Raw genomic sequence first — 24,297 nt, 5'->3', positions numbered from 1 at the left:
CGTGCCGCGGTTAGGCTGCCCGCGTGTTCCTGAGCCGGGTGTGTTGTCGCTGAGCTGACGACCCCGCGCGCCCGTGGCCGGACGGCCCTCGCCGCGCACCCCGCCTCACCCCGAGGACACCCCATGGCTCAGCCCGTGCTGGACCGCGCGCCCGCGGTCGCCACCCGTCACATCCCCGCCGCCGGCCGCGCGATCGCCGCCCGCCACTCCGTCGAGCCGCGCCGACCGGGCCGCGCCCCCGCGAACCCCGCTGATCCCGCCGAGCCCCCCGTGCGCGACGAGGGGGCTCGAGCGGATCAGCGGGGCTCGGCGACCACGGTGCACGTCGGCGCCCCGGCCTACGGCGTGCGGACCGTCGAGGCGCGCCCGGAGTCGGAGTCGGGGATCGCCGTCGCCGCCCGCACCGCCGACGTCATCCGCCTCGGCTTCTCGGTCGCGGTGCCCTCCGTCGGCGCGCTCGCCCGGGTGGCCACGCTGGTCGAGGACGCTCTCGCCGACGCCGGCCGCGACCGCGCCGAGGTGCGGGTGCTGCTCGACCTGGAGGTCGTGCTCGCCGGGGACGAGCGCACGGCCCGCCGGAAGCGCTCGCACCTGGAGTACCTCGACGCGCTCGCCGGGCTGTCCTGGGCGCCGGCGGACACCCGCGTCGTCACGACCGCCGACCGGCTGGTGGCCGAGGTCGGCGAGGTGGCCCGGCGCGCGGGCGTCGACGGCGTGGTGCTGCACCCGCTGGCCGGCGGCGCCGCGGTCGAGGCGGAACTCCGCGCCCTGGTCGCCTGACCGCGCTCGGGCGTCGGTACGGTGGGCGCATGACGCGGCTCTGGCACTGGTCGGTCCTGGGCGTGCTGCTGCCGGCCGTGTGGCTGGTGGCGCTCACCGGGACCGGCGACCCCGGCGCCCGCGCCGGGCTCCTCGGCTACGCCGCGCTGATCCTCCTGCTGGGCGCGGTGCCCGCGGTCCTGCTGGGCACCCTGCTCGGTGCCGGCGTGCTGGCCGTCGCGCGCCGCCTCCCGCCGGCCGGTGACCCGCGCCGGGGCCGGGCGCTCGCGACGGCCGTCGCGATCACCGCGGTGGCGACCACCGTCCTGGGCGCCGTCCTCGCCACCGGCACCGTCGCGGTGTCGCTCGCGCCGGCGGTGCTCGGCTGGTCGGCGCTGCTCGTCGGCCTGCCGCTCACCCTCGCCGCGGCGACCGCGTGGGCGCGCTGGCGCCCGGCGCACGACCGCCCCCGCCGCCCGGCGCCCGCGGGCACCTACCCCTGACCCCCGGGCCCCGACGTGCGGGGACGCCCGGGTTCCGCCACCCTCGGTCCATGCTGACCGGGTGGCCGCTGATCGTCATCGGCGTCCTCGCCGCGCTCGCCGGGCTGGCGGGCGTGCTCGGTCGGCTCGACCGCACGCGGTTCGCGCTCTACCGGCGGCACGGTGAGCCGGACCCGCGCCGGCACGCCGTCCTGCAGCGGTCGGGCGGGGGGATCGCGGTGCTGGTCGGTGTCGGTTTCGTGATCGCCGGGGTCAACGGCCTCTGACGGCCGCGCCTGGTCCTTAGGGTCAGCGCGTGACGAGGCTCCGGCACTGGGCGCTGCTCGGCGTCGTGCTGCCGCTGTGGTCGGTGGCGGTCGTGAGTGCCGCGGAGGTCCTGGGCGAGCACCTCGGCCTCGCGGACTGGCTCGTGCTCGTCGGCTTCGGGGCCGCGATCACCCTGGTGCCCGGCCAGGTGCCCTGCGTCGCGCTCGCGCTGCTGACCGGGGCCGGCGTCCTCGCGCTGGGCCGCCGCCTGCCGCCGGCCGGGTCCCGGCTCCGGGTCGTCGCCGTGGCGGTGGGCACGCTCGTGGTGGCCGTCGTGGCGACCGCGGCCGGGGTCCTGCCGCAGACGGTGTTCTCCGCACCACCCGTCCCGCGGGTGCTCGCCACCGCGGTCGCCACCGGCGCGCCCCTGGTGGTGGCCGCGGTCGTCGCGTGGCGGCGGAGCGACCGGATCACGCCGCTGCCGCCGGTGCCGAGCCCGTGGGAGGACGACCCGGCGGCCTGATCGCCGCCGGGCCGCCCCGCACGCCGCCGCCGGCGCGGCCGCCCGCCGTCAGCCGCCCAGCGTCCCCAGGGCCCGCTCCAGGTCCTCGGCCAGGTCGTCGACGTCCTCCAGCCCCACGGACAGCCGCACCGTCGACTCCGCGATGCCGACCGCCGCGCGCCCGGCCGGCCCGAGCTTGCGGTGCGTCGTCGTCGCGGGGTGGGTGACCAGCGACTTCGCGTCGCCGAGGTTGTTCGAGATGTCCACCACCCGCAGCGCGTCCAGCACCCCGAACGTCAGCGCCTTGGCCGCGGCGGGCGTCGACCCCTCGGGCACCCGCAGGTCGAGCGTCACCACCGTGCCGCCGCCCGACTGCTGCGCGAGCGCGAGCGCGTGCTGCGGGTGCGACGCCAGGTACGGGTAGCGGACCTGCGCGATCGCCGGGTGCCCCTCCAGCCGGGTCGCCAGCGCGAGCGCCGACGCCGTCTGGTGCCGGACGCGCAGCGACAGCGTCTCCAGGCCCTTGAGCAGGACCCACGCGTTGAACGCCGCCAGCGACGGCCCCGTGTTCCGGATCAGGGTCTGCACCGGCCCGTGCACGAACTCGTCGGTGCCGAGGATCGCCCCGCCGAGCACCCGGCCCTGGCCGTCGATGTGCTTGGTCGCCGAGTACACGACGACGTCCGCGCCGAAGTCGAGCGGCCGGGACAGCACGGGCGTCGCGAACACGTTGTCCACCACGACGACCGCGCCCGCGGCGTGCGCGAGCCGGCTGACGGCGGCGATGTCGACCAGGTCCTGCATCGGGTTGGACGGCGTCTCGAAGAACACCACGTCGGCCGGGGTCGCCAGCGCCTCCTCCCACTGCGCCGGGACGTGCCCGTCGACGTAGTCGGTGCGCACGCCCCACTTCGCGAGGATCTCGTCGAAGATCACGACCGACGACCCGAACAGCGCCCGCGCCGCGACGACCCGCGAGCCCGACCGGACCAGCGCGGCCAGCGCGGTGAACACGGCCGACATGCCGGACGCCGTGGCGTAGCAGGCCTCGGCGCCCTCGAGCAGCCGGAGCCGCTCCTCGAACGTCGACACCGTCGGGTTGCCGTACCGCGAGTACAGGAACCGGTCGGCCTCGCCGGCGAACGCCGCCTCGGCCTCGGCGGCACGCGCGTACACGTAGCCCTGGGTGAGGAACAGCGCCTCGGAGGTCTCCTGGAACGGCGTGCGGACGGTGCCGCCGCGCACGGCGAGCGTGTCGGGACGCAGCTGCTCCCGGGGGAGCCGGTCGTCCTGCCAGCGGGCCGGCCCGGGGGCCGCGCTCACGCCTCCCGCCACGGCAGGCCGGCCGCGCGCCAGCCCTGGTGGCCCCGGCGGCCGTCGGGGCCGACGTCGCCCTCGAAGCCGGTGAGCACGTTGTAGGCCGGGCCGAGGCCCGCGGCGGTCGCGGTGACCGCGGCCGCGACGGACCGCACGCCCGAGCGGCAGAGGAACACCACGGGGCGCGGGTCCTCGGCCGTCACGCCCGCGGCGGCCAGGCCGTCGAGGAACGCCGGGTTGGGCCGGCCGAACGCGTCGGTCCACTCGACGAAGGCCGTGCGGCCCTCGCCGGCGTCCGCGGTGTCGGGCACGCCGATGGTCTGCCACTCGCCCTCCGTGCGGACGTCGACGAGCACGGCGCGCTCGTCCGTCAGCAGCAGGTCCCAGGCCTCCTGCGGGGTCAGGTCGCCCGCGTACGGCGCGGTCACAGCGGGCGCACCGGGTTGCTCGGGGCCGTGGCGGCCGGGAGCACGACGGCCTGCGCGACGATCACGCGCTCCCCGTCGAAGGTCGCGGCGGGCCCGCCGTGCAGCTCGTAGCCCTCGGCCAGGGCGGCGCTCACCCGCTCGCAGAACGAGCGGTCGTCGGGCCCCGTCAGCAGGCGGTAGCGCAGGCGGTCGTCGGTGTCGGTCATGCCTCTCCTCCATCGGATCTGGCGGAAGCACCCTCGGCCGGCCCCGGTGGGGGTCCGCGGGTTGCTGCGGCGTCGACGAGCCAGATCTCTCGGCCGCTCTGGATGGTGCGGCGATGCTACGCCATCGCCCGGACCAGGATGACCGCCCGGCCGCGCCCGGGTGAACCCGTGTCGCACCGTGGACCGCGGTTGACACCTCCGCGCGGGCCGCCCCATCCTCGGACGAGGTCATGAGCGCCAGCGCGAAGCCCCGGCTCGCTGGCCGGCAACCCTCCCTCCGCGGCGGGGTGCCCCGGGTGACGACCTGGCCGTCCACCGACCGGTGGCCGGCAAGCGCGGGGTCGCCCGGTCGGCGACCGGGCCCCCACCGATCCGCTCGGGGGTAGTCCCATGTCCGTCACCGCCACCACCTCGTGTGCCGAGACCGCCCTGCTGCCCGTCGTCGGCGGGGACACGCGCGTCCCGCTGGTCGACGGCCGGTCCGTGCCGTACGCGAACCTCGACTACGCCGCGTCCGCCCCGGCGCTCGAGTCCGTCGCCGCCCGGGTCGTCGAGGTGCTGCCGCTGTACGCGTCGGTGCACCGCGGCGCGGGGTACCTGTCCCAGGTGTCCACCGCGCTGTACGAGGCGTCCCGCGCGACCGTCGCCCGGTTCGTGGGCGCGCGGCCCGACGACGTCGCGGTCATCACCCGGAACACCACCGACGCCCTGAACCTGCTGGCCGGCTGCGTCCCGGACGGCGGCCGGGTGCTCGTCCTGGACGTCGAGCACCACGCGAACCTGCTGCCCTGGGTGCGCTCGGTCCGCGGCTCCGGCCGGACGGCGACGATCCTGCCCTCGGCACCGACCGTCGCCGAGACGCTGACGGCGCTGCGCGACGAGCTCGCCCGGCAGCCGTACGCGCTGGTCACGCTGACCGGGGCGTCGAACGTCACCGGCGAGGCGCTGCCGATCGCGTCCGTCGTCGCGCTGGCCCAGGAGGCCGGCGCGCGGGTGGCGGTCGACGGCGCGCAGCTCGTGCCGCACCGGGCGTTCTCGCTGGCGGACAGCGGCGTCGACTACGTGGCGTTCTCCGGTCACAAGACCTACGCGCCGTTCGGGGCGGGCGCGCTGGTCGGCCGGCGCGACTGGCTCGACGCCGGGACGCCCTACCTCGCCGGCGGCGGCGCGGTGCGCGACGTCCGCACCGACCGGACGCTGTGGCAGCCGGCGCCCGCGCGGCACGAGGGCGGGTCGCCCAACGTGCTCGGCGCCGTCGCGCTGGCCGAGGCCTGCGACGCGCTGTCCGCCCTGCCCGCCGGGGCCCTGGTCGAGCACGAGCAGGCGCTGCGCGAGCGGCTGGTCGACGGCCTCGCCGCGATCCCGGGCGCGCGCGTCCTCCGGCTGTGGTCGGACTCGACGGACCCGGTCGGCGTCGTCGCCTTCACCCTCGGCGACCACGACTCGGGCCTGGTCGCGGCTTACCTGTCCGCGGAGCACGGCATCGGCGTGCGGGACGGCCGGTTCTGCGCGCACCCGCTGCTGGCCCGGGTCGGTGTCACGGGCGGGGCGATCCGCGCCTCCGTCGGCGTCGGGACGACGACCGAGACCGTCGACCGGCTGCTCGCGGGGCTCCGCGCGTACGTCGGCGACGGCCCGGCCGCGTCGTACGAGGTCGTCGACGGCTGCTGGACGGTCGCGGGCGACACCCGGCCGCGGCCCGCCGTGACCGGCATCGACGCGATCGCGGCGACCGCCGCGGCGGCCTGCGGCCCGGCCGTCGAGGACTGAGACCCCGGCGCCCGGCGGCCCGCGCAGGGGGCGGGTCGTCGGCGCCGGTCCCGGGTCGTCCCGTCAGCGGACGACGACCCCCAGGTGCGCCGCCAGCGCGCCCGCCAGGTCCAGCAGCTGCGCCTGGCTGATCGTCGCCCCCTTGAGGCCGGCGGTCCCGTCGATGCCCGCGAGGTCGGCGCCGCGCAGGTCGACGTCCTTGAGCTGCGCCCGGGTCAGGTCCAGGCGGCCCACCCGGCAGTCCTCCAGCCGGACCCGGGCCGCGCGCACGCCCGCGAGGTCGAGGTCGCCGATCGTGCAGCCGACGAGCCGGACGTCCTGCAGCCGGGCGTCGCGCAGGTTGAGGTAGTCGATCTTGCCGCCCTCGACCGTCACCCGGTCCCACGAGCCGCCGAACGCCTCCAGCGCGCCGAGCCGGCAGCCCTCGAGCGTGACGTCGCGCCAGGTGCCGGACCGGGCGCGGAGCATCCCCGCGCGGCACTCGGCGAGCATGGTGTCGACCAGGTGCGCGTGGTCGAGCTCCGCCCCGTCCAGGTCGCACGCCCGGAGCAGGCACTCGATGAACCGGGCGCTCTCCGCGTCGGCACCCGCGAGGTCGAGGCCGTCGAGCAGGAGGCGGTCGTAGTCGCCCTCGGGCTCGACGGGGCCGGGGTAGGGGTCGAGGAGGTCGGTGCGGGGGGCGGGCATGGGTCCCAGCCTCGCACCTCGCAGACCCGGCCTGTGGACGACGGCGATCACGCGGTCCGGCGGGCCTAGCGTGGTCGGCATGGTGGCGGGAGCAGTGGCGACGCAGGCGGCGCCGGCGCTCGGCACGACCGAGTGGCTGGCGGAGTTCCTGCTGTCCCCGGGACCCGCGGCGCTGGCGGCGGTGCTCGCGGCCGTGGTCGGGTTCGGGGCGACCCGGGCGCGGATCCGCGCGGAGCGAGCGGCGGCCGAGGACGCGCTGCGCGGAGCGGCGCGGGCGGCGGCCCTGGCCCGACGAGGGCAGGTCGTCGACCGTGACCTGGCGCAGTGGTGGGCGGTCTACCGCTGGGTCGCGGAGCGCGACCCCGGGCCCGCCGCGGCCTCGCGGGCCGCGGTCCTGACGGCGCTCGCGGCGGCGACGAGAGACCCTGTGCGGTCCGCGCTCGTGACGTTAGCGTGGGAGCGGGGCCGGACGAGCGAGGAGCGCTGCGATGACGCCTGACCCCGACACCCGCGCGTCGAGATCCGGGGGGTGGCCGCCCGAGCTGCAGCCGATGGTGGACGAGTACATCGCGCGCCTGTCCGAGGGCGGGGACCTGTGGAAGCAGGCGCGGGACCGCCAGCGCGAGGAGTACGAGAGCCTCGACGAGGAGATCCGCCGCGCCACCGAGGAGCAGGCCTACTGGCGCGCCGAGTACGAGCGCCTCACCCGCGGCGGCCCGATCCGGCGGATGCTCCGGGCCTTGTTCACCTAGCCCCCGCACCCGCCGGACCGCGCCGGCCTCACCCCCGCGCCCGCACCTCCGCCGTCAGGTGCGGCCGCCGCCGCTTCGCGTCCCACGCCGTCACCGACCACGCCCGGTCCCCGGCCGCGGCGACCCGCACCACCGGCGTCGACGGCAGCAGCACCGGCGACGCGAACTCGACGTCCCAGTCGTAGGCCTCCCCGCGGCGCGCCCCGACGTCGGCGAGCGCCCGCGCGGCCGTGAGCATCCCGTGCGCGATCGCCCGCGGGAAGCCGAGCGCCCGCGCGGTCAGCGGGTGCAGGTGGATCGGGTTGGCGTCGCCGGACACGGCGGCGTACCGGCGGCCCGCCCCGGCGTCGAACGCCCACCGCCCGGTGGGGACCGGCGCCTCGAACTCCGGTCGCGCGGCCTCCTCGGGCGCGGCGCCCGGCACCCGCACCCCCGGGGCGAGGTAGGTCGACACCCCGCGCCAGGCCGGCGGCTCGTCGGCGGGCGCGCCCGCGCGGCGCACCTCGGCGACCAGCTCGACCTGCGCGCCCTTGCGGTGCGGCCGCAGGTCCTCCGCCCACGCCCGGATGTCGAGGGCGTCCCCGACGCGCAGCGGAGTGCGCTGCTCGACCCGGTTGGCCAGGTGCACGATGCCGAGCGGCGGCATCGGGAAGTCCGGGCGGACGATCAGCGCGATGCCGACGGGGAACGCGAGCACGTGCACGAACCCCGCGGGCAGCACGTCGGACGCCGGTTCGCCCACCAGGTGCTGGTAGGCGGTGAGCCGCGCCGGGTCGGGGACGACGCCGCCGAGCCGGTGCTCGACGGGCGGCAGCGCCGGCGCCGCGGCCGGGCGGTCCGCGTCCGGCCCCGGGCCGCCGCCCAGCGCCCGCCGCACCGGCCCGCCGACCGCCGCGCGGCCCGAGGCCAGGCCGGCCCGCGCGTACAGCCCGCCGAGGCCGGGCGACTCGGCGAGCGCGAGCACCCGCCGCCCGCCGGCCCCGCCACCGGGCCCCGCGTCCCGCGCCGGCGACTCGACCGCCGTCACCGGCCCACCATGCTCTGCCCGCACACCCGCAGCACCTGCCCGACCACGCCCCCGGCCTGCGGCGACGCGAGGAACGCCACGGCCTCCGCGACGTCCACCGGCAGCCCGCCCTGCTGCAGCGACGACAGCCGCCGCGCCACCTGCCGGGTGAGCGCCGGCATGCGCGCGGTCATCTCGGTCTCGATGAACCCGGGGGCGACGGCGTTGGCGGTGCCGCCGAACGCGGCCAGCAGCGGCGCGGTGGCCTGCACCATGCCGATGACCCCGCCCTTGGACGCGGCGTAGTTGCTCTGCCCGCGGTTCCCGGCGATCCCGGAGGTGGACGCGAGGGAGACGATCCGCGGGGCGTCGGCGAAGTCGCCGGAGGTCAGCAGCGCCTCGTTGATCCGCAGCTGCGCCGCGATGTTGACCGCGATCACGGACTCCCACCGGTCGGGCGACATGTTGGCGAGCAGCTTGTCCCGCGTGATGCCCGCGTTGTGCACCATCACGTCGAGCCGCCCGTGCCGCCCGAGCGCGTGCTCGAGGATGCGCGCGCCGGCGTCGTCGGCGGTGACGTCGAGCTGCAGCGCGGTGCCGCGCACCCGATTGGCGACGGCGGCCAGCGCCTCGCCCGCGGCGGGCACGTCGACGGCCACGACGGTCGCCCCGTCCCGCGCGAGCGTGGTCGCGATGGCCTCGCCGATGCCGCGCGCGGCCCCGGTGACCACGGCCACGCGGCCCTCGAGCGGCCGCTCCCAGTCGGCGGGCAGCGCGCCGGCCGCGGAGTCGACCGGGAGCAGCTGGCCGTCCACGTAGGCGGATCGGGCGGAGAGCAGGAACCGGAGCGCGCCCAGGACCGCGGGCGCGGTGACCGGCACGTCGTCCGCGAGGACCACGCCGTTGCCGGTCGCCCCGGCGCGGAGCTCCTTCGCGATCGACCGCAGCGCGCCGTCGACGCCCTGGCGCGCGGCGGCGAGCGCGGGCGCCTGGTCGGGCGTGGCGCCCCGGGACACGGTGACGACCCGGCCGCCGGGGGCGAGGGTCTTGAGCACCGGCGCCAGCGCCAGCAGCGGCTCCGCGAGGTCCCGGGGGTGCGCGACGTCGGTCAGCGCGAGCACGACGGCCGCGAACCGGGTGCCCTCGCCGGCGTGCCGGCGGACGTCCAGGTCCCAGCCCTTGTGCTCCGGCGAGGTGCCGGACAGGAACCGCGCGAGCGTGTCGGCGTCGCCGCCCTCGCCGAGCACGAGCACCGGCCCGTCGACCAGCGGCGCCCCCGCGCGGTACCGGCGCAGCCGCGCCGGGCGGGGGAGGCCGAGCTGCTTCGCGACCTTCGCGGTCAACCCGCTGTTCACCAGGTCCAGGTAGGTGTCGGTCGCCATCACACCGCCTCCAGGATCGCCGCGACGCCCAGGCCGCCCGCGGCGCAGACGGACACCAGCGCGCGGACCGGGCGGTCCTCGCCCGCGGCGAGCAGCTCGGCACGGCGGCGGTGCAGGGTCTTGGCGACGGTCGCGACGATCCGGCCGCCCGTCGCGGCGAACGGGTGGCCGGCCGCCAGCGAGGAGCCGTGCACGTTGAGGCGCTCGCGGTCGACGGTGCCGAGCGCGTCGTCCAGGCCCAGGCGGGACAGGCAGAACTCCTTGTCCTCCCACGCCGCGAGCGTGGTCAGCACGGTGGACGCGAACGCCTCGTGGATCTCCACGAAGTCGAGGTCGCCCAGCCCGAGGCCCTGCCGGGCGAGCAGCCGCGGCACCGCGTACGCCGGCGCCATCAGCAGCCCGTCCTCGCCGTGCACGAAGTCGACGGCGGCGGTCTCGGCGTCGACCACCGCGGCGAGCGGGGTCAGGCCCCGGGCGCGCGCCCAGTCCTCGGAGGCCAGCAGCACCGCGGACGCGCCGTCGGTGAGCGGGGTCGAGTTGCCGGCGGTCATCGTCGCCGGCGTGTCGAGCCGGGTGCCGAACGCCGGCTTGAGCTTCGCGAGCTTCTCCAGCGACGTGTCGGCGCGCAGGTTCTGGTCGCGGACCAGCCCGCGGTACGGGGTCACCAGGTCGTCGAAGAACCCCGCCTCGTAGGCGGCGGCGAGCCGCTGGTGGCTGGCGAGGGCGATCTCGTCCTGCGCCTGCCGGGTGATGCCCCACTGCGCGGTGGTCAGCGCCTGGTGCTCGCCCATCGACAGGCCGGTGCGCGGCTCGTCGGTGCGCGGGGTGGCCGGCTTGAGGTCGCCGGGCCGGAGCGCGGCCGCGGCCTTGAGCCGCTGGGGGACCGTCTTCGCCCGGGCGAGCGTCAGCAGCGTGCGGCGCAGGCCCTCGCTGACCGCGATCGGCACGTCCGACGCCGAGTCGACGCCGCCGGCGACGCCCGACTCGACCTGCCCGAGCCGGATCTTGTTGGCGATCGACACGACCGCCTCGAGCCCGGTCGCGCACGCCTGCTGCAGGTCGTACGCCGGGGTGCGCGCCGACAGCGGCGAGCCGAGCACGGCCTCGCGGGTGAGGTTGAAGTCGCGGCTGTGCTTGAGCACGGCGCCGGCGACGACCTCGCCCAGCACCTCGTCCTGCAGCCCGTACCGGGCGACGAGCCCGTCGAGCGCGGCCGTGAGCATGTCGAGGTTGCTCACCCGGGCGTACGGCCCGCCGGCCCGCGCGAACGGGATCCGGTTGCCGCCGACCACCACGGCGCGCTGCGCGCCGGTCGTCGTGGCTGCCGTGGGTGAGCTGGGGGTCGCTGCCATCGGGGTCCTCCCGCATCGTCGTCGATCAGGGTGGTGCCGGGTCGGGCGCTGCCCGCTGCGGCCGAGAAGTCGGGACCTCGGTCCCTTGCAGCAACGGTGCCCGAAACTCACAGTACCTGATACCGTCGGTTCTGTGACCCCGATCACGCGCGCACCGTCGACGGCGACGGACGACGGCCGGTCGACCCGGTGGGAGGACCACCGGGAGGCCCGCCGCGCCGATCTCGTGCGCGTCGCGCGCAAGGTGGTGCACCACGGCGGCCCCGACGTCTCGATGGACGACATCGCGGCGGCGGCCGGGACGTCGAAGTCGATCGTGTACCGGTACTTCACCGACAAGGACGGCCTCCAGCTCGCCGTCGCCGCGGCCGTGGTCGCCGACATCCGGGACGCCCTCGACGTCGCCGCGGCGGGGGCGACCGGCCCGCGGGACGCGCTGCGGGGGATGGTCGACACCTACCTGTCGATGATCGAGTCCTCGCCGCACGTGTACGCCTTCGTGACCCGCGGCGGGTCGGTCGGGCACTTCCTCGACTCGGTGACGGAGCTGGTGGCGGCGCCGTTCGTGCGCGCGCTGGAGCAGGGATCGGGGCAGGGGGCCGACGCGGCCGACGCCGCGTGGACCCGGCTCTGGGCCGCCGGCGCCGTCGGGTTCGTGCGGGGCACGGGGGAGCGGTGGCTCGCCGCGAGCGGCACCCCCGGCGGCTCCGGCGCGCCCCGCGAGGACCGCGAGGACGTCGCCACCCGCGTCGCCGCCTGGCTGTGGGCCGGGCCGGTCGGCGCGCGCACCCGCGAGCAGGCCGGGCGCACCGACCCGGCGCCGCACGCCGACCAGCAGGACGAGTCCGACTGATCCACCCCGTGCGTCGACGGCGACGCACCGACGGAGGGAACGCGCATGACGACGACCGCACCGACCCCGGCCACCACCCCCGGCCCGGCGGTGACGACCCCGACCGCGACCGTCCGGCCCACCGGCGCCGGGCACCCGCACGGCCGGAAGCACGCCGACCCCCGCGTGGACGTGCCGCGGCTGACCGACCTGGTGCTCGGCCGGTACGCCGACCTGCGCCGCGGCGCGCGCGACGTGGTGGCCCAGCCCCGGTTCCAGCGCGTCGAGGGGCTGACCGTCCCGGAGCACCGCGCCCGCGTGCTCGACCAGCTCCGGACGCTGGCGCGCGAGGGGGAGGTGCTGCGCGCGTTCCCCGAGCGGCTCGGCGGCGCCGACGACCACGGCGGCAGCCTCGCCCGGTTCGAGGAGCTCGTCGCCGCCGACCCGTCGCTGCAGATCAAGGCGGGCGTGCAGTGGGGCCTGTACGCGTCGGCGATCCTGCACCTCGGCACCGAGCGGCACCACGACCGGCTGCTGCCTGCCGCCATGTCGGTCGACGTGCCCGGCGCGTTCGCGATGACCGAGACCGGCCACGGCTCGGACGTGGCCAGCATCGGCACCACCGCCACCTACGACCCCGCGACCGAGGAGTTCGTGGTCCACACCCCGTACCGCGCGGCGTGGAAGGACTACCTCGGCAACGCCGGCCAGCACGGCACCGCGGCGGTGGTGTTCGCGCAGCTCGTGTCGCAGGGCCCGGGCGACCCGCGCCCGGTGAACCACGGCGTGCACGCGTTCCACGTGCCGATCCGGGACGCCGCGACGGGCGAGTTCCTGCCCGGCGTCGGCGGCGAGGACGACGGCCTCAAGGGCGGGCTGAACGGCATCGACAACGGCCGGCTGTGGTTCGACCACGTGCGCGTCCCGCGGGCCGACCTGCTCGACCGGTACGGCTCGGTGGCGGCGGACGGCACCTACTCCTCGCCGATCGCCAGCCCGGGCCGCCGGTTCTTCACCATGCTCGGCACGCTCGTGCAGGGGCGCGTCTCGCTGGACGGCGCCGCGGTGAACGCGGCCAAGCTCGGCCTGGTCGTCGCGGTGACCTACGGCAACCAGCGCCGGCAGTTCGCGGGGGCGTCGCCGACCGACGAGGTGGTGCTGCTCGACTACGGCGAGCACCGCCGCCGCCTGCTGCCGCTGCTCGCCGAGACCTACGCCGCGACGTTCGCCCACGAGCACCTGCTCGCCGCGTTCGACGACGTGTTCTCCGGCCGGGACGACACCCCGGAGTCCCGCGAGGAGCTCGAGACCCTGGCGGCCGCGCTCAAGCCGACGTCGACCTGGCACGCCCTGCGCACCCTGCAGACCTGCCGCGAGGCGTGCGGCGGCGCGGGCTTCCTCACCGCCAACCGGCTGACGTCGCTGCGGGCCGACCTGGACGTCTACGTGACGTTCGAGGGCGACAACACCGTGCTCTACCAGCTCGTCGGCAAGCGGCTGCTGGCCCGGTACGCCGCGCAGGTCGGCGGCGACCCGGCGGTGATGGCGCGCCTGGTGGCGGGCAAGGCGGCCGACGCCGCGCTGCACCGGATGCCGCTCGCCCGCGCCGTGCAGACGCTGGTCGACGCGGGCGACGCCCGCCGGTCCGCCGGCCAGCTCCGGGACCCGCACACCCAGCGCGACCTGCTCGCGGACCGGGTCGCGACGATGGTCGCCGAGCTCGCCCAGGCCCTGCGCCCGGCCCGGCGCGCGACCCCCGAGGTCGCGGCGGAGCTGTTCGACGCGCACCAGCACGAGCTGGTCGAGGCGGCCCGCGCGCACGCCGAGCTGCTGCAGTGGGAGGCGTTCACCCGGGCCCTCGACGCGGTCCCGGACGCCGGCACCCGCCAGGTGCTGACCCGGCTGCGGGACCTGTTCGGGCTCACCGTGATCGAGCGCAACCTCGCCTGGTACCTGGTGAACGGGCGGCTCTCCGCGGGCCGGGCGCGCACGGTGACGTCCTACATCGAGCGGCTGCTGCTCGGGCTCCGGCCGCACGCGCAGGACCTGGTCGACGCGTTCGGGTACGGGCCGGAGCACGTGCGGGCCGAGATCGCGTCGGGCGCCGAGGCCGAGCGGCAGGCGGAGGCGCGCGAGGCGCAGCGCGCGGCGCGGGCGTCGGGGACGGAGCCGGTGCCGGAGCCGAAGCCGGCGCGCTGAGGCGGGCTGGGCACCCCGAGTGGGCGGGAGTGGAGCGTTCTGCCGGGACACGCCGCGCGTGCCGGGCAGAACGCTCCACTGCCAGGGGCACCGGGGTGAGTCGAGCCCGCCGGGTCCCTAGACTTGCCGAGGCCGCCCGCCGGCGGCTCCGACCAGACGAGGAGCCCATGTCGCACGCCACGCTGGTCCTGACCCGTCGTCGTGACCGGGCAGGCCTCTTCCGCCGGGCCAAGGTGCTCGTCGACGGGGAGGTCGTGGCCGGGCTCCGGCCCGGGAAGTCGGCGACGGTCCAGGTCGCGGCCGGCCGGCGGCAGGTTCAGGCGGCGATGGACTGGACGACCTCGCCCGCGATGGACCTGGACCTGGCGGAGGGGTCGGAGGTGCGGCTGGTGGTGTCGCTGCCGTTCGCGTCGATGGGGACCGCGTTCTCGGACCCCGCCCAGACGCTCACGCTCACGCGGGAGGACTGAGCGCACGGGCCGACCCGACCCGGTCGGCACGCGCTCCCGCGATACCCGCGGCCACCTGGTGGCCGCCCGCCGCGCGGGTGCCGCCCCCGGGTGCACGATGCCGTCGTGCCCCAGCCGAGCCCCGCCCGCGTCGTCGTCCTGCACGGCTACCGGGCGTCCCCCGACGCCCACTGGTTCGGCTGGCTCGCCGACGACCTCCGCGCCGACGGCGTCGACGTCGCGATCCCCGCGCTGCCCGCGCCGCAGGCGCCCGAGCCCGGCGCCTGGCTCCACGTCGCCCGCGCGGCCATCGGCGTGCCCGACGAGCGGACGGTCGTGGTCGGGCACAGCCTCGGCTGCGTCACCGCGCTGCACGCGCTGTCCCGCACGCCGGGGGACTGGCGGCTCGGCGGCCTGGTGCTCGCCTCCGGGTTCGACGCCACGCCGTCGGCGGTGCCGGAGGTCGCGCCGTTCACCGCACGAGCGGCCGACCACGACCGGGTGGTCGCGGCGACCGCGGCCCGGCACGTGGTCGGCTCCGACGACGACGCGGTCGTCGAGCCCGCGCTGACCCGGGCCCTCGCGGAGCGGCTGTCGGCGACGTTCGACCTCGTCCCCGGCGGCGGGCACCTGCTCGGGCGCGAGGGGTTCACCACGCTGCCGGTCGTGCGGGACCGGGTCCGCGCGGCGCTGGGCCTCGCCCCGCGCTGACCGGCCCGCCCAGGACCGCGCCGCGCGGCAGGCGTGCCCGTCGGGCCCTCCGGTGCCGGGGCGGGCCACGGACCACCCGGCGTGGGTGTTACCGTTCACAACGGTGTGTCGCTCGTGTGGGAGGTGTCGCTGATGGAGGCGATCCGGAGGCTGTGCCCCGGACGCTCCGCTCGCGCGCGCCGCGGCGGCGGCGCCGCCGGGCCGCGGCAGGGCCGATGACCAGGGGACCCGCCACGCGGAGCGCGGAACCGGAGTCCCGGACCGCACCGCACCCGCCGGGCGCAGAGCACGGGGAGGCGCCGCGCCGGCGCCCCGGCATGCACGACGTCGCGCAGGTCGCGGGCGTGTCGCACCAGACCGTGTCCCGGGTCCTGAACGACCACCCGAACGTGAGCGCGGCGACCCGGGCGAAGGTGCAGTCGGCGATCGCCCAGCTGGGCTACCGCCGCAACTCCGTGGCCCGGGCCCTCGTGACCCGCCGGACGGGGTCGATCGGCGTGGTGACCGAGGACTCGGCGCTGCACGGCCCGACGATGACCCTGATCGCGCTCGAGAACGCCGCCCGCTCGACGGGCATGTCCGTCAGCGTCGCGACCGTCACCCAGTGGGACGTCGCGGCGGTGCAGGCGTCGCTGGAGCACTTCCTCGACCAGGGCGTCGACGGGGTGGTCGTGATCGCGTCCCACGACGAGGCCGTGCGCGCCGTGCAGGGCTTCGCGCACCGGCTGCCCGTGGTGATGGTCGGCCCGTCCGACCTGGGCGGCGAGGTCTACACCGCTGCCGTCAACCAGTACGCCGGTGCGCGCCTCGCGACCCGGCACCTGATCGAGCTGGGGCACACGGACATCCTGCACGTCACGGGTCCGTCCGTCTGGCTCGACGCCCGGTCGCGGGCCCGCGGCTGGAGCGACACCATGCGCCAGGCCGGGCTGACCCCGCGTGACCCGGTCCCCGGCGACTGGAAGGCCAGCACGGGGTACGGCATCGGCGCGGAGCTGGTGGCGCGCGCCGGGGCGGCCTCCGGTGCCGAGCCGCTGCCCACGGCCGTGTTCGCCGCCAACGACCAGCTCGCGCTCGGGCTGCTGCACGCCTTCGCCGAGGCGGGGGTGCGGGTGCCCCACGAGGTCTCGGTGGTCGGGTTCGACGACGTCGAGGGGTCGGCGCACTTCTTCCCGCCGCTGACGACGGTGGCGCCGGACTTCGCGGCGTTGGGCCGGCGGTGCCTGGACCAGATGGTGGCGGCGATCGCGGGCGAGCCGGCGGTCGACGGCCTGGTCGGCGCGGCGATGCGCGTCCGGTCCAGCACCCGACGCCGCAGTGAACGTTAACAACTGTTACCCATTCGTTACCGTGGATCGTTGACCCTCGAAATTGTGAGCGTTCACAATCGGTCTCGCCGACAGTGCGGTCGGCCGAGGACTCGAGGAGGAGCTCATGTTCGGACGCGCAGCCAGGAGGGGCCTGGTCGGCCTGGTCGGGACGGCGGCGCTGCTGTCCGTGGCGGCATGCAGCAGCGGTGGTGGTGAGGCCGCAGCCGGCGGCGACGGGGACGACCTGATCCGGGTCGGGTTCTCCCAGCTCGGTGCCGAGAGCGGCTGGCGGACCGCCAACACGGAGTCGGTCAAGGCCAGCCTGACGGAGGAGAACGGGTTCGACCTGACCTTCGTCGACGCGCAGCAGAAGCAGGAGAACCAGATCAAGGCGCTGCGGGACTTCGTGGCGCAGGACGTGGACGTCATCGCGTTCTCCCCGGTCATCGAGACGGGCTGGGACGAGGTGCTGCAGGAGATCAAGGACGCCGGGATCCCCGTGGTCCTCGTCGACCGCACGGTCGACACGACGGTCGAGGACCCCTACGTCACGTGGATCGGCGCGGACTTCGAGCAGGAGGGCACGACCGCGGGGGAGTGGGTGGCGGAGAACGCCCCCGACGCCAAGGTCTTCGAGCTCCAGGGCACGCTGGGCTCCGGCGCGCAGGTCGACCGCGAGGAGGGCTTCAACGCCGTCGTGGGCGACCAGGTCATCGGCAAGGCGAGCGGCAACTTCACGCGCGCCGAGGGCAAGACCGCCGTCGAGGCGGCGCTGCAGGCCTACCCCGAGACGACGCTGATCTTCAGCCACAACGACGACATGGGGCTCGGCGCCATCGAGGCCATCGAGGCGGCGGGGAAGGTGCCCGGCAAGGACATCCAGCTGGTCACGGTCGACGGCGTGCGCGACGGCCTGCAGGCCCTCGTGGACAAGAAGTTCAACTACGTCGTCGAGTGCAACCCGGTGTTCGGCGACCAGCTCGCGGAGCTGATCACCGCCGTCGCGAACGGCGAGGACGTCCCGGAGACCACGATCGTCGTCGACGAGGCCTTCGACCAGACGATCACCCAGGACGAGGTCGACGCCCGGGCGTACTGACCCCGGGCCCGCGGGGCGGCCGGCAGCCGGCCGCCCCGCGCACCCGGCAGGCCGGCCCAGGCCCCCCGCGAGGAAGGACGAGGATGTCCGAGACCCACCCGCCGCACGACGAGGTCGTGCGGATGACCGGGATCACGATCACGTTCCCGGGCGTCAAGGCGCTCGACGGCGTGGACCTCACGCTGCGCGCCGGCGAGGTCCACGCCCTGATGGGCGAGAACGGCGCGGGGAAGTCCACCCTGATCAAGGCGCTGACCGGCGTCTACCGCGTCGACGCCGGCCGCGTCGAGGTGCGCGGCGAGGAGCTCGCCCTCGACGGCCCGGAGCAGGCGCAGGCGGCCGGCATCTCCACGGTGTACCAGGAGATCAACCTGTGCGCGAACCTCAGCGTGGCGGAGAACGTCATGCTCGGGCACGAGGTGCGCCGCGGGCCGTTCATCGACTGGCGCGCGACCCGCCGCGAGGCGCAGCGCTTCCTGCGGCGGCTGCACCTCGACGTCGACCCGCGCTCGGTGCTGGCGTCGCACAGCATCGCTGTGCAGCAGCTCTGCGCGATCGCGCGCGCCCTGGTGGTGGACGCGAAGGTGCTGATCCTGGACGAGCCGACGTCCTCCCTCGACGAGGCGGAGGTCGCCGAGCTGTTCCGCGTCGTGCGCACCCTGCGCGACGAGGGCGTGGCGATCCTGTTCGTCTCGCACTTCCTCGACCAGGTGTACGCGATCGCGGACCGGATGACCGTGCTGCGCAACGGGCGCTTCGTCGGGGAGTTCCGCACCGCGGAGCTGCCGCGGCGGGAGCTCATCTCGCACATGATCGGGCGGACCGGCGAGGCGCTGGCGGGCATCGAGCAGCAGGCCCGCGCGACCGTGACCAGCCACTCGCCCCGCGAGACGCCGCTGCTCACGGCGGTGGGGCTCGGCAAGGACGGGTCGGTGCGGCCGTTCGACCTGGCGCTGTACCCGGGCGAGATCGTGGGCGTCGCCGGCCTGCTGGGCTCCGGCCGCTCGGAGCTGGCGCGCCTGCTCACGGGCGCCGACCGGCCGGACCACGGGGAGATGGCGGTGCACGGCACGCCGGTGCGCCGGGCGACGCCTCTGGCGTCCCTCAAGCGGGGCGTCGCGCTGTCCAGCGAGGACCGCAAGCGCGAGGGCATCATTGGCGACCTCACGGTGCGGGAGAACCTGGCGCTCGCCCTGCAGGCGAGCCGGGGGACCTGGCGCCGGGTGCCGCGCCGGGAGCTCGACGAGGTGGTCCAGCGGTACATGGTGACGCTGAACATCAACCCGCCCAACCCGAACGCGCTGATCAAGAACCTGTCGGGCGGGAACCAGCAGAAGGTGCTGCTGGCCCGGTGGCTCGCCACCTCGCCGCGGCTGCTCGTGCTGGACGAGCCGACCCGTGGCATCGACATCGGCGCCAAGGCGGAGATCCAGAAGCTGGTGACCGACCTGGCCTCCGACGGCATGTCCGTCGTGTTCATCTCCTCGGAGCTCGAGGAGGTCCTGCGCCTGAGCCAGCGGATCGTCGTCATGCGGGACCGGCGGAAGGTCGCCGAGATCGAGAACGGCGACGACGTCGGCACCGGCACCGTCCTGGAAGCGATCGCGGCGAGCGGGGAGAGCGCCTGATGACCACACCCACCTCCGTGCCCGGGGCCCGCGGCGCCGACCGCGGCCTCGCGCTCCTGCGCCGGGTCGCCGACCACGGCCTGCTCTGGCCCGTCGTGGCCCTCCTCGTGCTGGTCGTCGCCTGCGGCGTGAAGAGCCCGGGGTTCCTCGACGTCGCGCTGCGCGACGGCCACCTGTACGGCCAGCTCATCGACCTGCTGCGGAACAGTGCGACGCCCCTGCTCCTGGCGCTCGGCATGTGCCTGGTGATCGCCACCGGCGGCATCGACCTGTCGGTCGGTGCGGTGATGGCCATCGCCCTCGCGGTGTCGCTCACGTTCCTCGACGGCGCCGCCGACCCCGGCGCCCCGGCGACGGTGCTGCTCGCGATCGGGCTCGGGCTCGCGGCGGGGGTGGTCGGCGGCTCGTTCAACGGCTTCATGGTCGCCGTGCTGGGCATCCAGCCGTTCATCGCGACGATGATCCTCATGGTCGCGGGCCGCGGCATCGCCATGCTGATCACGCAGGGGCAGATCACCACGGTGACCAGCGCGCCCTTCAAGTCGATCGGGTCCGGGTTCGTGCTGGGCGTGCCGACGCCGGTGGTGATCGCGGCGGCGGCCTTCGTGCTCGTGGCCGTGCTCGTGCGGCGCAGCGCCCTCGGCATGTTCCTGGAGTCCATCGGCATCAACCGCGAGGCCAGCCGGCTCGCCGGGGTCCGGTCCCGCTCGACGACCTGGATCGTCTACGTCATCGCGGGGACGCTCGCCGCCCTGGCGGGCCTCGTGTACGGGGCGCCGACGATGGCCGCGGACGCCAACAACATCGGCCTGCTCAAGGAGCTCGACGCCATCATGGTGGTCGTCCTCGGGGGCACGAAGCTCGACGGGGGCCGGTTCAACCTCGGCGGGCTGATCGCCGGGGCGCTGCTCCTGTCGGCCCTGGAGCGCGCGGTGATCATCTTCCAGCTCCCGTCCCAGACCACGCCGCTGTTCAAGGCCGTCGTGCTCATCGCGGTCTGCGTGGCCGGATCGCCGATCCTGCGCGACCGGGTGCAGGCGCGGCGCCTGCGCACCCGGGCCGCCCGACCCGTGGAGGTGGTGGCATGACCACCGACGAGCTGACGCAGACGCCCCGCCCCGCCCCGGCGGCGGGACCCGGCCCGGCGCTCCGCGCGCGTGCGCTGCTGGACCGGGTCGACCGCCGGTTCCTCCCGGTGATCGGGACGGTCATCACGCTCCTCGCGATGCTCGCGGTGGGCCAGAGCCGGTACAGCACGTCCCGCTCCGACTTCATCAGCATGAAGCTGTTCTCGAACCTGCTCGTGGACAACTCGTACCTGCTCGTGCTGGCCGTGGGGATGACGTTCGTCATCCTCACCGGTGGCATCGACCTGTCCGTGGGCGCGGTCGTGGCGCTCGTCGGGCTGGTGGTGGCGAAGCTGTTCTCCGCCGGGTTCCCGCTGCCGGTGGTGCTGATCCTGGGTGTGCTGATCGGGACGGCGTGCGGCCTGCTCATCGGCGTGCTGGTCCAGGTGTTCGACATCCAACCGTTCATCGCGTCGCTCGCGGTGATGTTCCTCGCCCGGGGCCTGGCGAACGTGGTGAGCACGAGCTCCCTGGCCATCGACGACCCAGGCTTCTCGAGCCTGGCGGCGTGGAGCATCACGTTCGGCGAGCTGCGGGGGATGTGGCGGATCAACGCGAGCATGCTGGTGGCCGTCGCCGTGCTCCTCCTCGCGGTGTACCTGCTGCACTACACGCGCTTCGGCCGCACCGTGTACGGGCTGGGCTCGGGCGACCAGGGCACGGCGGTGAACCTCATGGGGCTGCGCCCGGCGCGGACGCGGATCTGGGTCTACGTCATCAGCGGCACCTGCGCGGGCATCGCGGGCATCCTGTTCGCGCTCTACACCAAGTCCGGGTTCAACCTGACCGGCATCGGCATGGAGCTCGACGCGATCGCGGCCGTCGTCATCGGCGGGACGCTGCTGTCGGGCGGCGTCGGGTTCGTGCTCGGGACGGGCGCGGGCGTCCTGGTCTACGGCCTGATCCAGGTGCTGATCGCGCGCGAGGGCCTGGACTCCTGGTGGACGCGGGTGTTCATCGGGGCGGTGCTGCTGGCGTTCGTGATGCTCCAGCGGGTCATCACGGTGCGCCGGCCGTGAACCGGCCGCCGGCGGTGCGGACGCGGGGGGTCACACCGCCGGCACGGCCGGGATCGTCACGACGTCCACGACGATCCGGGACAGGATCCGCAGGAACCCGATCGCGCGCAGCACCCGGTCCGGGTCCGGGAACGTCGTCGTCGCGGTCGGGTGCGCGACGGAGTTCCGCTCGTCCATCAGCGCGGCGAGCCGCCGCCGGGCCTCGGCGGTGCACGCCCGGTCGTCGCGGAGCGCCAGCGCGGCCTTGAGCGGCGCCTGCTTGCCGATCTCCGACCACAGGTTGCCGACGTCGACCCGCCGGAACACGTCCTGCAGCACCTCGGGGCGCATGTTCGAGCTGGTGAGCGCGAGGATCGAGGACGGGATGGCGACCCCGGCGTCGCCGCTGCCGCCCGGGCCGGCCCCGCCGCCGCCCGCGGCCCCCGCGCCCCCGCCGCCCGCCCTGGGCGGCCGCAGGTTCGCCGCCAGCGACGCGATCAGCCGGTTCACCCCCGCCTCGTCGTAGCCGTACCGCGCGGGCTGCGCCGCGATCTCCAGCGTCCGGGCCCGCAGCGCGGCCCGGACCTGCTCGGGCAGGTCCGCGTAGCAGCCGGCCCGGCCGGCGAGGTCGTCCGCGACGTCGGTCACGAGCTGCCGCACGAAGTACTCGAACCGCCCGCAGACGTAGAGCAGCAGCGAGCCCGAGAGCAGCGGCAGGTCGGTGCGGACCCCGGACGCGCCCGCGTGCACCCGGCGCGCCTCCGGCCACGCGGCGTCGGGGTCGGGCGTGCTCCGCCCGAAGTCGCGGAACGCCTCGACCAGCGCGAGCAGCTCCTCCACCCGGCGCAGGTCCGCGTGGAAGTCCGCGAGGATGTCGTCGCCGTTGCTCACGGGGCCCGGCCGGCGGCGAGGACCCGCCCGGCGAGCGCGACCCGCTCGTGCACCGCGCCGATGGTGTTGCCGCGGCCGACCAGCACGTCGTACGCCTCGGCGTTGTCGAGGGCGGCGGCGAGCGCGGCGCGCACCTCGGGCCCGCGCCGCGCCAGGTCGTCGGTGCCGACCCGCCCCGCGGCGATCATCAGCGCGTCGTACAGCGGCCGGCTCAGCCGCCGGCTGCCGGGCAGCCGGAAGGTGTCCGGGCCGAACACGCCGCGCACGCTGCGCAGCGCGCCGAGGAACCGCGCGCGCATGGCGTCGACCCGGTCGGCGGGCAGGGCGGCGTTCCGGGCCATGTACCGGTCGAGCACCGTGCGCAGCGCGCCCTGCCGCCCCGCGGCGATCGCGTCGTCCAGGGCGAAGTACCGGAGCACCAGCTCGGCGTCGGCGAGCGAGGCGAACAGCGGGTTCCGCAGCAGCCGCGCGGGCGGGTCGGCCTCCTCCCCGGCGGTGTGCGGCGGGATGTCCCAGACCGCGGTGAACTCGGCGGACCGGGCGAGCTCGACGAGCAGGGCGTTGAGCGTCCCGGGGTAGAGCGCGTTGCGGAGCTCCTGCGGGTTGAGCCGGATCCCGCCGGTGTTCAGCCGGTCGAACAGCACGCGGCGCACGTCCAGGCCCTCGCCGTCGTCGCCCTGGGTCTCGGCGAGCAGCACGACGGCCGGCAGGCTCCGGCGCAGCAGCCCGCGCCGCAGCACCGACGGGAGGTCCGCGAACCGCTTCCGGGCGAGCTCGGGCCAGTACTCCAGGCCGGTGAGCGCGTAGTCGTTCGCGAGGAACGAGCTGATGGCGTCCAGCCGCTGCCGGCCGTCGATGACCTCGTACTCGTTGTAGTCGCGCTCGAACAGGAAGATCGGCGGCACCGGGATGTTGAGCAGCAGCGACTCGATGAGCAGCGACTTCTTCTTCGTGGTCCAGCGCAGCCGGCGCTGGTATGCGGGCGAGATGTCGATGAGCTCGCGCCCGGGCTGCAGCGCGTGCTGCAGGTAGTCGAGCTGGTAGTCCTTGGTCTCGCGGACGACGCGCAGCTGGCTGGACGCGTACTTGGCCGCGGGGTCGGCCGCCGCGACGGCGCCCGCGCCGGCGGCGTCGTCCGGCTCGGCGTCGTCGTCGAACCAGCGCGCGACCTCGTCGTCCAGCGCCGGGTCGACGTCGTGCTGCCGCCTGCCGTGTCCTCCCATGCGGGGCACGGTGCCACCGCCCGTGGCGCCCCGGCACCACTCACCGGCACCCACCCAGCCGACGGTGGAAGGTTGTGACCGACACGCCGTCGGCGTGTCCGGCAGAACGTTCCACCCGAGGGGGGGGCGACCAGGTGCCCGGGCGGACCCGGGCGGGCGGTCAGCCCCCGTCAGACCCCCGGCAGCTGCGGCACGGCCGCCAGGAGCCGGCGCGTGTACGCCTCCTGCGGCGACGCCAGCACCGACGCCGTCGGCCCCTCCTCGACGACCCGCCCGTGGTGCAGCACGACCGTCCGCTCGCACAGCCGCCCGACGATCGCGATGTCGTGCGACACCAGCACGAGGGTCAGCCCCTGCTCGGCGGCGAGCCGCTGCAGCAGGTCGACGACCTGGCCCCGCACGGACACGTCGAGCGCCGAGACCGGCTCGTCGGCGATCAGCACGGACGGCCGGGGCGCCAGGGCCCGGGCGATCGCGATGCGCTGCCGCTGCCCGCCGGAGAACTGCGCCGGGTACCGGGACGCGACGTCGGGGTCCAGGCCGACCGCGGCCAGCACCTCGGCGACCCGCTCCCGGTGGTCGCCCGGGACCCGGAGCGAGCGCAGCGGCTCCGCGACGACGGCGCCGACCCGCATCCGGGGGTCGAGCGAGGAGCGCGGGTCCTGGAACACCGGCTGCACGTCGGCGCGCAGCCGCCGGAGCAGGCCGCGGTCGCGCCGGGCGAGCGGCTCGCCGCGGTACCGGACCTCGCCGGCGGTGGGGGAGTCGAGCGCGAGCAGCTGGCGCAGCAGGGTCGACTTCCCGGAGCCGGACTCGCCGACGATGCCGACGCTGCGGCCGGCCTCGACGCGCACGGAGACGCCGTCGAGCGCGCGGGTGGCGCCGAACGTGCGGACCACGTCGACGGCCTCGAGCACGGG

General features: G+C 76.0%; 26 protein-coding genes and 2 riboswitches. Of the genes, 16 read left to right on the top strand and 10 right to left on the bottom strand.

The genetic code is table 11. From position 1 onward, the window contains the following. The first annotated feature begins 123 nt into the window (after positions 1-123). The 4 genes from VER05_RS17675 to VER05_RS17660 are packed head-to-tail and all read left to right on the top strand — an operon-like array spanning position 124 to position 2,031. Complete coding sequence (locus VER05_RS17675) at positions 124-780, top strand: hypothetical protein (RefSeq protein WP_324846628.1); 657 nt, start codon at positions 124-126, stop codon at positions 778-780. A gap of 29 nt (positions 781-809) precedes the next feature. Continuing rightward, positions 810-1,262 carry a hypothetical protein gene (locus tag VER05_RS17670; protein WP_324846627.1) on the top strand — a complete coding sequence of 151 codons (453 nt, stop codon included), beginning with the start codon at positions 810-812 and terminating at the stop codon, positions 1,260-1,262. Between the two features lie 50 nt (positions 1,263-1,312). Beyond that, on the top strand, positions 1,313-1,528 hold the full coding sequence (locus tag VER05_RS17665; RefSeq protein WP_324846626.1) for a hypothetical protein: 216 nt from the start codon (positions 1,313-1,315) through the stop codon (positions 1,526-1,528). A 29-nt stretch (positions 1,529-1,557) separates the two neighbouring features. Further along, positions 1,558-2,031, top strand: a complete 474-nt coding sequence (locus VER05_RS17660; RefSeq protein ID WP_324846625.1) for a hypothetical protein — start codon at positions 1,558-1,560, stop codon at positions 2,029-2,031. A 48-nt stretch (positions 2,032-2,079) separates the two neighbouring features. Here VER05_RS17660 and VER05_RS17655 read toward each other — a convergent pair whose 3' ends face one another. Genes VER05_RS17655 through VER05_RS17645 form a run of 3 tightly spaced genes read right to left on the bottom strand, consistent with a single transcriptional unit; the run spans position 2,080 to position 3,961 of the window. Then, positions 2,080-3,333, bottom strand: a complete 1,254-nt coding sequence (locus VER05_RS17655) for an O-succinylhomoserine sulfhydrylase (RefSeq protein WP_324846624.1) — start codon at positions 3,331-3,333, stop codon at positions 2,080-2,082. Next, positions 3,330-3,755 (bottom strand): rhodanese-like domain-containing protein, encoded by a 426-nt coding sequence (locus VER05_RS17650; protein WP_324846623.1) that lies wholly within the window; start codon positions 3,753-3,755, stop codon positions 3,330-3,332. Before VER05_RS17650 ends, VER05_RS17655 begins: the two co-directional genes overlap by 4 nt. Continuing rightward, positions 3,752-3,961 carry a DUF1737 domain-containing protein gene (locus tag VER05_RS17645; RefSeq protein ID WP_324846622.1) on the bottom strand — a complete coding sequence of 70 codons (210 nt, stop codon included), beginning with the start codon at positions 3,959-3,961 and terminating at the stop codon, positions 3,752-3,754. The genes VER05_RS17650 and VER05_RS17645 overlap by 4 nt, the downstream gene beginning before the upstream one ends. A 6-nt stretch (positions 3,962-3,967) precedes the next feature. Then, positions 3,968-4,070: riboswitch (SAM riboswitch) on the bottom strand. A 117-nt stretch (positions 4,071-4,187) separates the two neighbouring features. Then, positions 4,188-4,303: riboswitch (SAM riboswitch) on the top strand. A 48-nt stretch (positions 4,304-4,351) separates the two neighbouring features. Here VER05_RS17645 and VER05_RS17640 point away from each other — a divergent pair. Further along, a complete protein-coding gene (locus tag VER05_RS17640; RefSeq protein ID WP_324846621.1) occupies positions 4,352-5,731 on the top strand; it encodes an aminotransferase class V-fold PLP-dependent enzyme in 1,380 nt (459 codons plus the stop codon). Positions 5,732-5,794: 63 nt separating this feature from the next. On the opposite strand, the gene VER05_RS17635 is transcribed toward VER05_RS17640, so the two are convergent. Further along, positions 5,795-6,418 (bottom strand): pentapeptide repeat-containing protein, encoded by a 624-nt coding sequence (locus VER05_RS17635; RefSeq protein WP_324846620.1) that lies wholly within the window; start codon positions 6,416-6,418, stop codon positions 5,795-5,797. Positions 6,419-6,497: 79 nt separating this feature from the next. Between VER05_RS17635 and VER05_RS17630 the strand changes: the two genes are divergently transcribed. Together VER05_RS17630 and VER05_RS17625 are read left to right on the top strand one after the other, a co-directional pair. Then, positions 6,498-6,917 carry a hypothetical protein gene (locus VER05_RS17630; protein WP_324846619.1) on the top strand — a complete coding sequence of 140 codons (420 nt, stop codon included), beginning with the start codon at positions 6,498-6,500 and terminating at the stop codon, positions 6,915-6,917. Further along, the gene (locus VER05_RS17625) at positions 6,907-7,170 is read left to right on the top strand and encodes a hypothetical protein (RefSeq protein WP_324846618.1); all 264 of its coding nucleotides are present in this window, start codon (positions 6,907-6,909) and stop codon (positions 7,168-7,170) included. Before VER05_RS17630 ends, VER05_RS17625 begins: the two co-directional genes overlap by 11 nt. A gap of 28 nt (positions 7,171-7,198) precedes the next feature. Here the strand turns inward: VER05_RS17625 and VER05_RS17620 are convergent, their stop codons facing one another. From VER05_RS17620 to VER05_RS17610, 3 genes are read right to left on the bottom strand one after another with little or no spacing between them, the layout of a single operon-like run. Next, positions 7,199-8,197 carry a MaoC family dehydratase gene (locus VER05_RS17620; RefSeq protein WP_324846617.1) on the bottom strand — a complete coding sequence of 333 codons (999 nt, stop codon included), beginning with the start codon at positions 8,195-8,197 and terminating at the stop codon, positions 7,199-7,201. Continuing rightward, positions 8,194-9,558 carry a 3-oxoacyl-ACP reductase gene (locus VER05_RS17615; protein WP_324846616.1) on the bottom strand — a complete coding sequence of 455 codons (1,365 nt, stop codon included), beginning with the start codon at positions 9,556-9,558 and terminating at the stop codon, positions 8,194-8,196. Before VER05_RS17615 ends, VER05_RS17620 begins: the two co-directional genes overlap by 4 nt. Continuing rightward, positions 9,558-10,910, bottom strand: a complete 1,353-nt coding sequence (locus VER05_RS17610; RefSeq protein WP_324846615.1) for an acetyl-CoA C-acetyltransferase — start codon at positions 10,908-10,910, stop codon at positions 9,558-9,560. Before VER05_RS17610 ends, VER05_RS17615 begins: the two co-directional genes overlap by 1 nt. A 133-nt stretch (positions 10,911-11,043) precedes the next feature. Between VER05_RS17610 and VER05_RS17605 the strand changes: the two genes are divergently transcribed. The 9 genes from VER05_RS17605 (at position 11,044) to VER05_RS17565 (ending at position 21,284) form a co-directional block, all read left to right on the top strand. Further along, entirely contained in the window at positions 11,044-11,763 is a 720-nt protein-coding gene (locus tag VER05_RS17605; protein WP_324846614.1) for a TetR/AcrR family transcriptional regulator, read from the top strand. A 45-nt stretch (positions 11,764-11,808) separates the two neighbouring features. Then, entirely contained in the window at positions 11,809-13,941 is a 2,133-nt protein-coding gene (locus VER05_RS17600) for an acyl-CoA dehydrogenase (RefSeq protein WP_324846613.1), read from the top strand. Positions 13,942-14,108: 167 nt separating this feature from the next. Then, complete coding sequence (locus VER05_RS17595; RefSeq protein WP_324846612.1) at positions 14,109-14,411, top strand: hypothetical protein; 303 nt, start codon at positions 14,109-14,111, stop codon at positions 14,409-14,411. A gap of 105 nt (positions 14,412-14,516) precedes the next feature. Next, on the top strand, positions 14,517-15,101 hold the full coding sequence (locus VER05_RS17590; RefSeq protein WP_324846611.1) for an RBBP9/YdeN family alpha/beta hydrolase: 585 nt from the start codon (positions 14,517-14,519) through the stop codon (positions 15,099-15,101). 317 nt (positions 15,102-15,418) lie between these two features. Continuing rightward, the gene (locus VER05_RS17585; RefSeq protein WP_324846610.1) at positions 15,419-16,429 is read left to right on the top strand and encodes a LacI family DNA-binding transcriptional regulator; all 1,011 of its coding nucleotides are present in this window, start codon (positions 15,419-15,421) and stop codon (positions 16,427-16,429) included. A 106-nt stretch (positions 16,430-16,535) separates the two neighbouring features. Further along, entirely contained in the window at positions 16,536-17,510 is a 975-nt protein-coding gene (locus VER05_RS17580) for an ABC transporter substrate-binding protein (protein ID WP_324846609.1), read from the top strand. An 83-nt stretch (positions 17,511-17,593) separates the two neighbouring features. Continuing rightward, positions 17,594-19,138, top strand: a complete 1,545-nt coding sequence (locus VER05_RS17575) for a sugar ABC transporter ATP-binding protein (RefSeq protein ID WP_324846608.1) — start codon at positions 17,594-17,596, stop codon at positions 19,136-19,138. Continuing rightward, complete coding sequence (locus VER05_RS17570) at positions 19,138-20,226, top strand: ABC transporter permease (RefSeq protein ID WP_324846607.1); 1,089 nt, start codon at positions 19,138-19,140, stop codon at positions 20,224-20,226. Before VER05_RS17575 ends, VER05_RS17570 begins: the two co-directional genes overlap by 1 nt. Continuing rightward, on the top strand, positions 20,223-21,284 hold the full coding sequence (locus tag VER05_RS17565; RefSeq protein WP_324846606.1) for an ABC transporter permease subunit: 1,062 nt from the start codon (positions 20,223-20,225) through the stop codon (positions 21,282-21,284). The genes VER05_RS17570 and VER05_RS17565 overlap by 4 nt, the downstream gene beginning before the upstream one ends. A 30-nt stretch (positions 21,285-21,314) precedes the next feature. Here VER05_RS17565 and VER05_RS17560 read toward each other — a convergent pair whose 3' ends face one another. The 3 genes from VER05_RS17560 to VER05_RS17550 all read right to left on the bottom strand — a co-directional run. Further along, positions 21,315-22,154: a hypothetical protein gene (locus tag VER05_RS17560; protein WP_324846605.1), complete on the bottom strand. Its 840-nt coding sequence runs from the start codon at positions 22,152-22,154 to the stop codon at positions 21,315-21,317. Beyond that, positions 22,151-23,377, bottom strand: coding sequence for a DUF262 domain-containing protein (locus VER05_RS17555; RefSeq protein WP_324846604.1), 1,227 nt, complete (start codon positions 23,375-23,377; stop codon positions 22,151-22,153). Before VER05_RS17555 ends, VER05_RS17560 begins: the two co-directional genes overlap by 4 nt. Positions 23,378-23,547: 170 nt before the next feature. Next, on the bottom strand, positions 23,548-24,297 hold a 750-nt coding region (locus VER05_RS17550), incomplete at its 5' end, for an ABC transporter ATP-binding protein (protein WP_414647651.1).

The organism is Cellulomonas sp. (assembly GCF_035634735.1).
In the GTDB taxonomy this organism is placed as follows: Bacteria; Actinomycetota; Actinomycetes; order Actinomycetales; family Cellulomonadaceae; genus Cellulomonas.
This window is presented reverse-complemented; position numbering and strand designations above follow the sequence as displayed.

Excerpts from the sequence above, each read along its gene's own strand:
- VER05_RS17625 (WP_324846618.1), top strand. The coding sequence starts at position 6,907 with ATGACGCCTGACCCCGACACCCGCGCGTCGAGATCCGGGGGGTGGCCG.
- VER05_RS17670 (WP_324846627.1), top strand. The coding sequence starts at position 810 with ATGACGCGGCTCTGGCACTGGTCGGTCCTGGGCGTGCTGCTGCCGGCC.
- VER05_RS17645 (WP_324846622.1), bottom strand. The coding sequence starts at position 3,961 with ATGACCGACACCGACGACCGCCTGCGCTACCGCCTGCTGACGGGGCCC.
- VER05_RS17615 (WP_324846616.1), bottom strand. The coding sequence starts at position 9,558 with ATGGCGACCGACACCTACCTGGACCTGGTGAACAGCGGGTTGACCGCG.
- VER05_RS17610 (WP_324846615.1), bottom strand. The coding sequence starts at position 10,910 with ATGGCAGCGACCCCCAGCTCACCCACGGCAGCCACGACGACCGGCGCG.
- VER05_RS17585 (WP_324846610.1), top strand. The coding sequence starts at position 15,419 with ATGCACGACGTCGCGCAGGTCGCGGGCGTGTCGCACCAGACCGTGTCC.
- VER05_RS17630 (WP_324846619.1), top strand. The coding sequence starts at position 6,498 with ATGGTGGCGGGAGCAGTGGCGACGCAGGCGGCGCCGGCGCTCGGCACG.
- VER05_RS17675 (WP_324846628.1), top strand. The coding sequence starts at position 124 with ATGGCTCAGCCCGTGCTGGACCGCGCGCCCGCGGTCGCCACCCGTCAC.
- VER05_RS17600 (WP_324846613.1), top strand. The coding sequence starts at position 11,809 with ATGACGACGACCGCACCGACCCCGGCCACCACCCCCGGCCCGGCGGTG.
- VER05_RS17665 (WP_324846626.1), top strand. The coding sequence starts at position 1,313 with ATGCTGACCGGGTGGCCGCTGATCGTCATCGGCGTCCTCGCCGCGCTC.
- VER05_RS17570 (WP_324846607.1), top strand. The coding sequence starts at position 19,138 with ATGACCACACCCACCTCCGTGCCCGGGGCCCGCGGCGCCGACCGCGGC.
- VER05_RS17555 (WP_324846604.1), bottom strand. The coding sequence starts at position 23,377 with ATGGGAGGACACGGCAGGCGGCAGCACGACGTCGACCCGGCGCTGGAC.
- VER05_RS17635 (WP_324846620.1), bottom strand. The coding sequence starts at position 6,418 with ATGCCCGCCCCCCGCACCGACCTCCTCGACCCCTACCCCGGCCCCGTC.
- VER05_RS17565 (WP_324846606.1), top strand. The coding sequence starts at position 20,223 with ATGACCACCGACGAGCTGACGCAGACGCCCCGCCCCGCCCCGGCGGCG.
- VER05_RS17595 (WP_324846612.1), top strand. The coding sequence starts at position 14,109 with ATGTCGCACGCCACGCTGGTCCTGACCCGTCGTCGTGACCGGGCAGGC.
- VER05_RS17640 (WP_324846621.1), top strand. The coding sequence starts at position 4,352 with ATGTCCGTCACCGCCACCACCTCGTGTGCCGAGACCGCCCTGCTGCCC.
- VER05_RS17575 (WP_324846608.1), top strand. The coding sequence starts at position 17,594 with ATGTCCGAGACCCACCCGCCGCACGACGAGGTCGTGCGGATGACCGGG.
- VER05_RS17580 (WP_324846609.1), top strand. The coding sequence starts at position 16,536 with ATGTTCGGACGCGCAGCCAGGAGGGGCCTGGTCGGCCTGGTCGGGACG.